12 protein-coding genes are annotated in these 10,794 nt (G+C 64.3%); 8 read left to right on the top strand and 4 right to left on the bottom strand.

What is annotated here, in order from left to right; translation table 11 throughout:
• The first annotated feature begins 95 nt into the window (after window positions 1–95).
• Genes SPR01S_RS04095 through SPR01S_RS04085 form a run of 3 tightly spaced genes read left to right on the top strand, consistent with a single transcriptional unit; the run spans window position 96 to window position 2,416 of the window.
• On the top strand, window positions 96–815 hold the full coding sequence (locus SPR01S_RS04095; protein WP_066585315.1) for a hypothetical protein: 720 nt from the start codon (window positions 96–98) through the stop codon (window positions 813–815).
• A 51-nt stretch (window positions 816–866) separates the two neighbouring features.
• Window positions 867–1,865 (top strand): quinolinate synthase NadA, encoded by a 999-nt coding sequence (gene nadA, locus SPR01S_RS04090; RefSeq protein ID WP_066585312.1) that lies wholly within the window; start codon window positions 867–869, stop codon window positions 1,863–1,865.
• Window positions 1,862–2,416, top strand: a complete 555-nt coding sequence (locus SPR01S_RS04085; RefSeq protein WP_066585309.1) for a hypothetical protein — start codon at window positions 1,862–1,864, stop codon at window positions 2,414–2,416. The genes nadA and SPR01S_RS04085 overlap by 4 nt, the downstream gene beginning before the upstream one ends.
• On the opposite strand, the gene ppk2 is transcribed toward SPR01S_RS04085, so the two are convergent.
• Both ppk2 and SPR01S_RS04075 read right to left on the bottom strand, forming a co-directional pair.
• Window positions 2,417–3,169: a polyphosphate kinase 2 gene (gene ppk2, locus SPR01S_RS04080; RefSeq protein ID WP_066585307.1), complete on the bottom strand. Its 753-nt coding sequence runs from the start codon at window positions 3,167–3,169 to the stop codon at window positions 2,417–2,419.
• Between the two features lie 129 nt (window positions 3,170–3,298).
• Window positions 3,299–3,814: a DUF1697 domain-containing protein gene (locus tag SPR01S_RS04075; protein WP_066585304.1), complete on the bottom strand. Its 516-nt coding sequence runs from the start codon at window positions 3,812–3,814 to the stop codon at window positions 3,299–3,301.
• A 180-nt stretch (window positions 3,815–3,994) separates the two neighbouring features.
• Between SPR01S_RS04075 and SPR01S_RS04070 the strand changes: the two genes are divergently transcribed.
• Genes SPR01S_RS04070 through SPR01S_RS04055 form a run of 4 tightly spaced genes read left to right on the top strand, consistent with a single transcriptional unit; the run spans window position 3,995 to window position 7,135 of the window.
• Window positions 3,995–5,089, top strand: coding sequence for an acyltransferase family protein (locus SPR01S_RS04070; RefSeq protein ID WP_169803372.1), 1,095 nt, complete (start codon window positions 3,995–3,997; stop codon window positions 5,087–5,089).
• A 41-nt stretch (window positions 5,090–5,130) separates the two neighbouring features.
• The gene (nadC, locus tag SPR01S_RS04065; RefSeq protein ID WP_066585295.1) at window positions 5,131–5,982 is read left to right on the top strand and encodes a carboxylating nicotinate-nucleotide diphosphorylase; all 852 of its coding nucleotides are present in this window, start codon (window positions 5,131–5,133) and stop codon (window positions 5,980–5,982) included.
• Window positions 5,983–6,017: 35 nt separating this feature from the next.
• A complete protein-coding gene (locus SPR01S_RS04060) occupies window positions 6,018–6,428 on the top strand; it encodes a hypothetical protein (protein WP_066585290.1) in 411 nt (136 codons plus the stop codon).
• Window positions 6,429–6,454: 26 nt separating this feature from the next.
• On the top strand, window positions 6,455–7,135 hold the full coding sequence (locus tag SPR01S_RS04055; RefSeq protein ID WP_066585279.1) for a ribonuclease T2 family protein: 681 nt from the start codon (window positions 6,455–6,457) through the stop codon (window positions 7,133–7,135).
• A gap of 250 nt (window positions 7,136–7,385) precedes the next feature.
• Here SPR01S_RS04055 and SPR01S_RS04050 read toward each other — a convergent pair whose 3' ends face one another.
• Both SPR01S_RS04050 and SPR01S_RS04045 read right to left on the bottom strand, forming a co-directional pair.
• Window positions 7,386–7,808 (bottom strand): DUF4112 domain-containing protein, encoded by a 423-nt coding sequence (locus SPR01S_RS04050; protein WP_066585276.1) that lies wholly within the window; start codon window positions 7,806–7,808, stop codon window positions 7,386–7,388.
• Window positions 7,809–7,816: 8 nt separating this feature from the next.
• Window positions 7,817–9,280: an ABC transporter substrate-binding protein gene (locus tag SPR01S_RS04045; protein WP_066585274.1), complete on the bottom strand. Its 1,464-nt coding sequence runs from the start codon at window positions 9,278–9,280 to the stop codon at window positions 7,817–7,819.
• 593 nt (window positions 9,281–9,873) lie between these two features.
• Here SPR01S_RS04045 and SPR01S_RS04040 point away from each other — a divergent pair.
• On the top strand, window positions 9,874–10,779 hold the full coding sequence (locus SPR01S_RS04040) for an OmpA family protein (protein WP_066585271.1): 906 nt from the start codon (window positions 9,874–9,876) through the stop codon (window positions 10,777–10,779).
• Window positions 10,780–10,794 lie beyond the last annotated feature (15 nt).

The following is a 10,794-nucleotide window of genomic DNA, read 5'->3' as shown; positions in this document are numbered from 1 at the left end:
TGCCGGGGAGGAATTCGCAGACCGCTCTCGCTCTCTCCCTAGTGCATCGCCAGTAATACTGCTAAATCGTCGCCAACATTTTCCGGGGGGAAATCATGGCCACTGCAGCCGACACGCAGATGCATCCGCTCGTCCGGGAGCGCCTGTTCTTCTTCGTCATGGCGCTGGTGATCGCGGCGACCGTCATCAGCGGCTTTTCGCTTCAACTGGCGATGGGCCGCTCGAGCTTTGGCGCGCCGTGGTGGGTGCACGTCCACGGCCTGACGTTCATGGGCTGGATCGGCATCTATCTGGCGCAGAACTTCCTGATCTGGCGCGGGGAATTGACGCTCCACCGTCGGCTCGGCCGCGTCGCCGCTTTTTATGTCGGCTGGATGGTACTGGTCGGGCTCAGCGTGAATACTCTGACGGCGATAAACCACCGCATTCCGCCGTTCTTCGAGCCCAATGTCTTCCTGGTGATGGACTGGCTGACCGTGCTGACCTTTGCCGGATTGACTCTCGCCGGCGTGGCGATGCGAGGACGGACCGACTGGCATCGCCGGCTGATGCTGTGCGGCGCGATCCAGGTCATGACGCCGGGCGTCGGGCGCCTGTTGCCGCTGCCGTTGATGGGGACATGGATCCTTTGGGGCATCTGGGCAGTGATGCTGGTCTATGTCGCGGTCGCGATGATCTATGACCTGCGCACCCGCGGTAAGGTGCATCCGGCCTATTTCTGGGGGTTCGGCGCGATCACTATAGTGGTGGCGTTGATGCGCCCGATCGCGTTTAGTCCGCCGATGCTCAGCCTGACGCATCACCTGATGGGTTGATCCGCTCCCCGCCCGGGGCCATGTGGGCGCCGACACTTGGCGGAGCGGATCATGGAACAGCGGACCAACCTCACGGGCCTCGATTTGCGCGCCGAAATCGATCGGCTGCGCAAGGAACGCAACGCCGTCATCCTGGCGCATTATTACCAGAAGCCCGAAATCCAGGACATTGCCGACTTTGTCGGCGACAGCCTCGACCTCAGCCGCAAGGCGCAGGCGACCGACGCCGATGTCATCGCGTTCTGCGGCGTGCGCTTCATGGCCGAGACGGCGAAGATCCTGTCGCCCGAAAAGATCGTGGTGCTGCCCGACATGAACGCCGGCTGCAGCCTGGAGGACAGCTGCCCGCCCGAACAATTCGCGGCGTTCCGCGCGCAGCATCCCGACGCGATCGCGCTGACCTACATTAACTGCTCGGCGGCGGTGAAGGCATTGAGCGACGTCATCGTCACCAGTTCGTCGGCGGAAAAGATCCTCAGTCAGATCCCCAAGGACCAGAAGATCATCTTCGGCCCCGATCGCAATCTCGGTGGCTATCTCGCGCGCAAGACCGGCCGCGACCTGATCCTGTGGCCGGGCGTGTGCATCGTGCACGAGGCATTCAGCGAGACCGAATTGCTCAAGCTCAAGGCGCAGCATCCCGGCGCCCCGGTCGCCGCGCATCCGGAATGCCCGGCGGTGATCCTCGACCATGCCGATTATGTCGGTTCGACCAGCGGCATCCTGAAATATGCGCAGGAATTCCAAGGCGACACGCTGATCGTCGCGACCGAGCCGCACATCATCCACCAGATGGAAAAGGCGCTGCCGAACAAGCACTTCATCGGCGCGCCGGGCGCGGACGGTAACTGCAACTGCAACATCTGCCCGTATATGGCGCTCAACACGATGGAGAAGCTCTACGTCGCGTTGCGCGATCTCGAACCGCGGATCGAGATGGAGGAGGACCTCCGTCTCAAGGCGAAGAAGAGCCTCGATGCGATGCTCGCGATGGCGAGCGGGACCGTCGGCATGGGCGATCTGGGGCCGGCGAAGGTAACCGGGGATTGAAACGCTTCGGCCTGATCGACTTCCTTCTTGGGCGTCGTCACAAGGCGACGAAATCACCCGGTGGCATCTTCGAGCGAACGGCCGAGCAGACCCGAACAATGTGGCGGCAGCGGTGGTTGGGGGCGCTAAGATACTTTGCCGATGAAAATACTCAGCGGCGCTGGTTGGATCGCGAGGATAACCCCTATTATTCGTACGTCGAGTGCATGGCTGGCTATTTCGACGATACCTTCTTCCCGGGCAATGAGATCGAACGATGGTTGCCGTACGGCTACATGACCGATGCGGAATATCAGCTGATGCTACCGTTCCATCGCTTGGCCGAGAGATATTGTCCTCCGAATAACGATGCCCGCGATTGCGATTCAATCCTGGCCGATGATCGGTGGAGGGAAGTGGTCGTCGCAGCGCGCAAGGCGCAGGAAGCTCTTGCTCAAATGATCTCCGACCCGAATGAGCTTATTGCTCTCAAAATGGCGCCGGACTGGGTTGAGCTGGAGGGGGGAGGTTTTCGATCGGATGGTGGCGCGTTCATCATCCCGGCTAGCTGATTATCGCTCCAGCCTCCCATCCTCCACAGCCTCGGCCTCATAGCCAAACAGCACCTTGGCATCCGGCGCCTTGATATTGTCGGACACCCGCGCAGTGCCCAACGTCCGGAGCAGATACCGAATGATCGCCCTATGCGCCTTCTTCTTCGCGTTAGCGCGGACGCAGGTCCAGGGCGCGGCGTCGCAGTCTGTCATCGCGAGCATCGTGTTGCGCGCCTGGGTATAATCGTCCCACTTCTTCTGCGCGACGTCGTCCAGCGGCGAGATTTTGAGCGCCTTGAGCGGATCGGTGCGTCGATCCTTCAGCCGCGCGGCCTGTTCGTCCTTCGATATGTCGAGCCACAATTTGACCAGCCGGATACCGCTCTCGACCAGCATCCGCTCGAACCCCGGCACGTCGCGCAGGAACTGGGCCTGCTCCTCGACCATCGAGAAGCCATTGACCACCTCGACGCCGGCCCGATTGTACCAACTGCGGTTGAAGATCACGAGTTCGCCCGCCGCCGGCAGATGCGCGACATAGCGTTGGAAGAACCATTGCGTGCGCTCGCGGTCGCTCGGCTTGGGCAGGGCGACCACCCGCGTGTTGCGCACCGACAGATGTTCGGTGATCGCCTTGATCGTGCCGTCCTTGCCCGAGGCGTCGCGCCCCTCGAGCACGATCACCGCGCGCTCGCCGCTCTCGACCATCGCCTGCTGGAGCCGGACCAGCCCGAGCTGGAGCGCGTCGCCGCCGTCCGTCTTCTTCGCCATCGCTCGTTCTCCGCGCCCGAGGAGCAAGTGTGTCCGAGTGCTCGCCCGGCTTCAAGCGGACATGCGCGGCCTGCTGGTCCGGGCGTGGAAGATCGCATCCGATCGACCCCGACCTGATGAGGACGGACCCTACAACTTGCCGGCCATCTCCGCGAGCTTTGCCACCGTGTTCATGTTGCGTGCGGTGCCCGACTTGGCGGCAGGGATTTTGAGCTTCGAATTGCCCATGCCGTGATCGGTGTAGCGGATGTATATCTCGCGCTCGCCGAGTGCCATTTCCTCGCCATCGACATTGGTCGCCTTCGCGAGAGCGTCCTTGGGCGGCGCCTCATCCAGGAACGTGGCGGCAACGCGATTGCCCGGGGCATCGGGAAACGGAATGGCGTCGCGTACCGCCGCCATTTCGGCGGCGGTGCGCACCATCACCCCGACCGGTTTGCCGGCATATTTTTCCATCGCGGCCTCGAGTGCAGCTTTCACCGCTTTCTCGCTCTTGTTCGAGGTGAAGACGACATTGCCGCTGGCGATAAAGGTCTTCACCTTCTCGAACCCGGCCGCTTCGCACATCGCCGTCAATTCGGTCATCGGCAGCTTGCCGGTCCCCCCGACATTCACAGCTCGGAGCAGGGCGATATAGGCGGTCATCTCGGTCTCTCTCCCTTTCGCGACAGGGTCGGCCGCTCCCGCGCCTCGTCATCGATCTTGCCTGGAATATGGCCGGAGACAAAGGTTTTTGGCCCTAAATTCAAAATCGACCTGCGCCGATTGACCTGGATCGATGCGCACGGCACGGGATGACGCTAGTTGGGGCCGGGGGGACCAATAGTGGACGATCGGGAAGCGCGTACGGCCGTATTGCGGCCGCTGGTGGGAATCAGGTTCATCGCCGTCGCGGCGACGGTATTTCATCATTCGGGATCGACCTGGCTTTCGGCGCAGCCCTGGGCACCCAAGATACTCGCCAATTCCGCGCTGCACGCCCAGATGGCCTTGGGCTTCTTCTTCGTGCTCTCGGGCTTCATCCTGCAGACACTGTATCGCGGGCGGCTGAGCGAGCCGGGAGCGTGGCGGCGCTACGGCGTCTCGCGGGTCGCGCGAATCTATCCCGTCTATCTGATCGGCGTCCTGCTGATGGCGCCTGCCTATGCCGTGGCGGCGTGGAGCGCCTTGCCGCAATTCGCGCTGATCCAGTGCTGGGCGACGCTCGGCAACACCTGGGGATGGCAGAACTGGAACCCGCCGGCCTGGATGCTGTCGGTCGAGTTCTTCTTCTATCTCTGCTTTCCGCTGCTGTGCGGCCTGGTCGAACGCGCCCCGCGCTACCTTCTGTTCGCCGGCGTGGCCCTGGTGGCGGTGTTCGCGATCGTCACCGGCAGCGTCGACCCGCCCACGGAAGTGCAGCGTTTCGCGTGGATGAACTACCTGCCGCTGCCGGTGTTGCGTCTGCCCGAATTTTTCGCCGGCATGTTGCTGGCCGAGTGGCAGGCGCTCCGCGGCGTTCGCGCGCTGCCGATCCCGCCCGAGCTTTCATTGCTCGTATTCGTCCTTGTGCTCGGCCAGGATTCGTTCGGCTTGCAGGCCGCTTGCGCCGTGATCCTGGCGACCTTGGTCATCCTGGGGCTGGTCAACGCACCGCGGGCGCCGTTCACGCGATTGATGAACACGCGTGGCTTCATGCTGTTGGGGGCGGCGAGCTATGCCCTCTATATCATCCACGAGCCGGTCAATTTCGCCTTGCGCGCCATCGCCGGCGGACGGTCGCTGCTCATGCTGCAATATCCGATCGATCTCGCGCTCTCGATCGCCATCCTGTTCCTGGTCGAGACTCCGGCGCGGAAATGGATCAACGCGCGCTTCGCCACGATCGGAAAGAGGCGTCCGGACGGCGCGGTAGCGGCGGTCGCGGAAGCGGCGGCCTGACGATTATGGGGTCGCGCGTCCGATCGCGGCGCGCTACCAGCATGGTCATGTTCGACCTGCCCGGTTTCGACCTCTCCGCTTTCGTTCGCGCCACGCTCGCTGAGGATCTGGGCGAGGGCGGGGACATTACCTCCGCTGCTGTCATCCCGGCCGAAGCGCGCTTCACCGGCGTGATGGACAGCCGCGACGCGATCGTCGTCGCGGGCCTGCCGATCGCCGAGGCGTTCTTTCGTGCGCTCGATCCGGACGTGGCGATCGAGCGGCTGGTTTCCGATGGTCAGCGCGTTGCCGCCGGCACCGACCTGATGCGCCTCGAAGGCATGGGCCGCGCGATGCTCACCGCCGAACGCTCGGCGCTCAATACTATCCAGCATCTGTCGGGCATCGCCACGATGACGCGCGCTTATGTCGACAAGATCTCCGGCACCGGCGCCATCCTGCTCGACACGCGCAAGACCATTCCGGGGCTCAGGCTGCTCGAGAAATACGCCACGCGGATGGGTGGCGCGACCAATCATCGCATGGGCCTGTGGGATGCGGCGATGATCAAGGACAATCACGTCGCAGTGGCCGGATCGGTCGCCGAGGCGGTGCGCCGCGCCGTCGCCGCCGGGATCGAGCGGATCATCGTCGAGGTCGATCGCGTCGACCAAATCGAGCCGGCGCTGGCGGCGGGCGCGACCCATTTGCTGCTCGACAATATGGACGTGCCGACCCTGCGCGGGGCGGTGACCCTGGTCGGCGGGCGCGTGCCGACCGAGGCATCGGGAGGCGTGCGCCTCGACACGATCCGCGCGATCGCCGAAACCGGCGTGACCTATATCAGCGTCGGCCGGCTGACCCAGTCGGCGCCGGCGGCGGATATCGGCCTTGATTTCGCGGCGATCGGCTGACCATTATAAGGATATCAGGGGTTTAGGGGGATTTCATGGTTAGACCGAAGTCGATCCGGCTGTTCGAACTTTTCTATCTGGGATCGGTGCTGGTCGAGGTGGTGAATACTGCTCTGACCTGGGCGGATACCAATACCAACTCGCAGACCATACAGGTCAAGCAGATGCTCGGTCCCTGGTTTCCGGCGCTGCTCACCGTCTTCACCTTCACCTTGTGGCTGTTGCTCTGGTATTTCACCGCGCGCGCACGCAGCAATGTCGCGCGTTGGGCGATCGTCATATTCTATGCGCTGGGGCTGGTCGGGTTCGTCTTTTCGCTCGCCGTCGGCGCGGCACCGGCTGCGGTTCCGCTGGGCTTGGCTGTCGCTTCGCTGGTGCTGACCACGATCGCGGTCTTCTTCCTTTTCCGCCGCGACGCCGTGGCCTGGTTTGGAGCATCAGCGTGAAACTGCCTCTGTCGTTCGCTACTGCGATGCTCGTCTCATTGCCGGGCGTGGCCAACGCGCAGGCGCTGATTTGTACGCCGAGCGCCAACCCGCCGCGGCCCAACCCGGAATTGCCGACGGCCGATCAGCCGCAGCGCGTGCTGCCGATCGGCGGCTATACGCTGGCGATCACCTGGGGTCCGCAATTCTGCCGCAACGGCGGGTTTACGCCCGCGGCGCGCTTTCAGTGCGGAAGCGGCAACCGGTTCGGGTTCACGCTGCACGGCCTGTGGCCTGACGGTGTCGGCAAGGACTGGCCGCAATATTGCACCGCAACCGATCTCGTGCCGCCGGCAGTGATCAAGGGAATGCTCTGCACGACCCCATCGGCGCAATTGATCCAGCACGAATGGGCGAAGCACGGCACCTGCATGGGAACGACCCCGGCTGCCTATTTCGCGCGGTCGAGCGCGATGTACGCCAAGCTTCGCTATCCCGATATGGACGCGCTGTCGCGCCACCCGCTGACCGTCGGCCAGTTCGCGGCGGCGTTCGCCGCGTCCAACCCGGGCATTCCCGCCAGCGCGGTCCGCGTCACCGCGAAGAGCGGCTGGCTCGACGAGCTATGGCTGTGTCTCGATCGGCGCTTTGCTTACGAACGCTGCAAGCCGAATACCGGCGGGCTTCCAGGGAATGCGCGGCTCAAGATCTGGCGCGGGCGGCGCTGAGGTTTCCAATACTATTTGGCAGATCGCCGTCCAGATTTTCCCCTCCCTGTAAGGGAGGGGATCAAGGGGTGGGTGAGCATCGGGCGAGGCTCGATGCCTCGTCCGATGCTATTTTGCTCGGCGGAATTTGAGTTTTTGAGAGCGCGCAGACGCGCGCGCCCACCCCCAGGCCCTCCCTGTTCAGGGAGGGGAGTTTGAATATCAAATGCGCATTCGTGTTTGAGACGGCGCCGGGCCGTTGCGCCCGCGGCTAACCCTCGACCACCGCCGTCGACGGGTGGTGCTTGTCGAGATGCTTGCGGATGATCTTCAGATTGCGGCTGTTCGAACGGAAGAAGAAGTCGGGCACCGCGCCCACCCAGGGGATCAGCCCCAGCGCGAAGTCGACGCCGACATTTCCGAACATCCGCGCCATCTGGGTTTTCGACATGCCCAGGTTGCGCGCTTCCCATACCATGTACGATCCCAGCGCCGCGCCGACCAGGTCGCCGATGCCGGGGACCAGGTCCAGGATCACGTCGAGTCCCAATTTCTGCTTGGTGCCGGGGATCGTGAACAATCCTTCGAGCAGATGCTCCAACCCCTCGATACGCTTGCGCACGGAGGCGGCATCACGCCCCATCGGGACGATCTGGCTGATATCGGGACGGGGGATACGGGTCGTGTTGGCCATGGTCCAGTCTAGTTGGTGTCGTTCCGTAGTCGATTCAACGGGTGCCACGCCCGCGGGTTCCCCTGCCATTGCTGCAGCCGCAGCGAGACCAGCGACCAGCGCAAGGGCGTAGCGATCGGGATAAAGGCGATATCGGCCGCCAGCGCGGCATCCGCCTCAGCGATGTGCGTGGCGCGCTCGGTCAGGGTCGGGGCATCGCGCGCGGCGGTCAGCGCGGCTTGGGCGTCGTCGCTGCACAGCACGCAAGCGGTGGCGAGATACCAGCGCGCGCTGTCATAGGGCGCGACCTCGTCGACCAGCCGCAGGTCCGCGTCGGCGCGCATCGCGACGCGGATCGGCCGGATCCCGATCGCCGCCAGCCGCGCGCCGATCTGGCCCCACAGCACGTTACCCCCCGGGGTATCGGGCAGCGCCACGCGCAACGCGATCTCTCCCGGGTTGGCGAGGCGATAGGCCGCCACTTGCTGGCGGGCGTCGGCCAAGCGGGCATCGGACGTCAGCGTCGCCCAGGAGGAGACTGATGGCGCGCTCGCGGAATCGAGCTTGTCGGGCAACAGCCGCTCGACCGGCTGCCCCCAATCGGGCGTGAAAGCAGCAATCAATGCCGTGCGATCGATCGCCTCGGCAATCGCGGCGCGTCCGGCCGCTGCGGCGAGAAAGCCGTCCCGCCTGACGACCGCCAGGCCGAACAGCCCGGCGGCGGGATCCAGCCGGATATTCGTCGGCGCGACCTTGGTCATCGCGATCAGCGGCCAGTCGCCGACCGACCCGCCGGCCACGAAATCCGAATCCTTGTGGGTGAAGCGCAGCACCGCGCGCGCGGCGCTTTCTCCGATCAGCTGGACGTTCTGTTCGGGGCCGGGTTCGGCGACCTCATCGTCGGGCGACCGTGCCGGATCGAAGGCTGGACGCACCATCACCGAATTGGCGGCGGCCGCGGACACCCGGAACGGACCGCTCCCGCCCGGCGGATTTTCGCGCCGCACGGCCAATTCGGGCTGGGCGAACAGCTTGAGCAGATCGGGACGCGGCCGGCTGAGCCGCACCTCGATAACCTGGTCGGTCATCGCCACGATGTCGTCGATCGCGGTCAGGAACGGCTTCAACGGATTGCGCGATTGCGGAGCGATAGCGCGCTTCAGGATGATGGCGACGTCCGCCGCGGTGATCTTGCCACCATTGCTCCATTCCGCCTCGCGCAGGCGGAAAATATAGGTGCGGCCCTGATCGATTACTATCCAGCGCTCGGCCAGCCCTGGCTCGATCTGACCGCTCGCGTCGAAGCGCACCAGCCCTTGCGCGGTCGAGTCCAGTAGCAGGCGCTGCGTGGTATCGGCCGGGCGCTTGTTGATGTCGGGATAGGAGGGCCGCCCGCCGATCGCGCTCACCACGACCGGCCCGGTGTCGGGGCGCGGATTGCACGACGCGAGCAGCAGGAGCAGCAGGGCGGGGATGCGGCGAAGCGCGGTCATTCCGGTCTTGTGCCAAACTCCTTGCGCCTGCGCCATGCTGCCGACGACGGGACCGAACGTCCGCCGGGAAGAAGGACGACAAGGTCCCAGGCATAAAGCATTCAAGTTCCAACTAATTTAAAGTTGCTGAAAGTTTCCGTGCGCGCCTGATTAGGTCATGAAATTGGTCGCGATAGTCCGTGTCCCCCAATCCGGACGCGATGACTGATAAGCGCGCCGACATTCGACCGTCCGGCATGTCGGCGAATTACCGGAAAATAGATCTTCGACTGTTGTGCCCGATCTTCCCGCAATCGAGGTCGGCCGGGGCGCGCGAACTAGTGCGCTGTGGTGCAACGCGATTCATCGGCTCGCCGCGCAATGCGCTCCAATCGTCCCTGAGAGCGGCTGGGGCACGTGCGTCGTTCATCTGCGAGAAAGGTTGGCCCGAACACCCAGCACCTCCCTGATGTTCGCGTACGGCTGCGCGTTGCACGTCCGGAGGGAAATTGGTGTGGCGCGCGCAAACTGCCCGATGGGCAACACGGAGAGGACGGCCGGACGATACGTGCGACCACCGAAGTCCGACTGGTTAGATTTCAAGGAGCAATGCGATGACTGCCATTTCCAAAACCCCCAGAATGCTTTTCATGCTCGCCCTGCTTACCGGCACGATGTCGGCTGGCGTGCATGCGCAGCAGACCCCGCAGGATACCGCTCCGGCCCCCGCTGCGGCGCCCGCCAACCCTGACATCACCGTGAACGGCACCGTGCCCGCCGATCTGTCCGGGATGCCGGACGGCCCCGAGGTCGAAGGCTTCATTTCGGCGCGCAATGACCAGAAGATGCAAGTGACCACCGCCGGCGGAGCCAAGACGGTTGTCCTGCTCAGCGACGCAACCCGGATCAAGTCCAAGGGCGGCCTGCTCGGCATCCGGAGCAACAAGCTTGCCGCCGACCGACTGCTCAACGGCCTGCCGGTCAGCATCAAGACCGTACAATGGGGCGGCGGCCTCGTCGCGGACCAGATCGCGCTCAAGAGCAAGGATCTGCGGACCGCGTCGATGATCCGCAACGGTACCGACCAGCGCTTCGGCGAACAGGCAGCGGCGACCGAGGCGCTGCGCGGCCGCGTGGCCGATATCGATCAGTATAACGTCAAGGGCACGACCAACGTGACCTTCGCCACCGGCAGGGCGGATCTGTCGCCCCAGGCGAAGGCCGATCTCTGCGCCGCCGCACAGCAAGCCGAAGGCATGAACAACGCCCTGCTTCTCGTCGTCGGTTACACCGATTCCACCGGCAGCCAGGATTTGAACCAATCGCTCAGCGAGAAGCGCGCCAGCCGCGTCGTCAATTATCTCCAGCAGGCGTGCCACTGGAAGCCCTATCGCATGCTGACCCCGACCGGGATGTCCGAAGCGGATCCGGCGGCCCCCAACGACACCGCCGCCGGCAAGGCGCAGAACCGTCGCGTCGCGGTGAACGTTATGGTCAGCAAGGCCGTCGACGGCATGTAAGCGCCTCGGGGTGGG

The organism is Sphingomonas pruni NBRC 15498, assembly GCF_001598455.1.
GTDB classification, from domain to species: Bacteria; Pseudomonadota; Alphaproteobacteria; order Sphingomonadales; family Sphingomonadaceae; genus Sphingomonas; species Sphingomonas pruni.
The sequence above is the reverse complement of the archived record's forward strand: the minus strand, read 5'-3'. Positions and strand labels throughout refer to the sequence as shown.

Excerpts from the sequence above, each read along its gene's own strand:
- SPR01S_RS04095 (WP_066585315.1), top strand. The coding sequence starts at position 96 with ATGGCCACTGCAGCCGACACGCAGATGCATCCGCTCGTCCGGGAGCGC.
- nadA (WP_066585312.1), top strand. The coding sequence starts at position 867 with ATGGAACAGCGGACCAACCTCACGGGCCTCGATTTGCGCGCCGAAATC.
- ppk2 (WP_066585307.1), bottom strand. The coding sequence starts at position 3,169 with ATGGCGAAGAAGACGGACGGCGGCGACGCGCTCCAGCTCGGGCTGGTC.
- SPR01S_RS04075 (WP_066585304.1), bottom strand. The coding sequence starts at position 3,814 with ATGACCGCCTATATCGCCCTGCTCCGAGCTGTGAATGTCGGGGGGACC.
- nadC (WP_066585295.1), top strand. The coding sequence starts at position 5,131 with ATGGTCATGTTCGACCTGCCCGGTTTCGACCTCTCCGCTTTCGTTCGC.
- SPR01S_RS04060 (WP_066585290.1), top strand. The coding sequence starts at position 6,018 with ATGGTTAGACCGAAGTCGATCCGGCTGTTCGAACTTTTCTATCTGGGA.
- SPR01S_RS04055 (WP_066585279.1), top strand. The coding sequence starts at position 6,455 with ATGCTCGTCTCATTGCCGGGCGTGGCCAACGCGCAGGCGCTGATTTGT.
- SPR01S_RS04050 (WP_066585276.1), bottom strand. The coding sequence starts at position 7,808 with ATGGCCAACACGACCCGTATCCCCCGTCCCGATATCAGCCAGATCGTC.
- SPR01S_RS04045 (WP_066585274.1), bottom strand. The coding sequence starts at position 9,280 with ATGACCGCGCTTCGCCGCATCCCCGCCCTGCTGCTCCTGCTGCTCGCG.
- SPR01S_RS04040 (WP_066585271.1), top strand. The coding sequence starts at position 9,874 with ATGACTGCCATTTCCAAAACCCCCAGAATGCTTTTCATGCTCGCCCTG.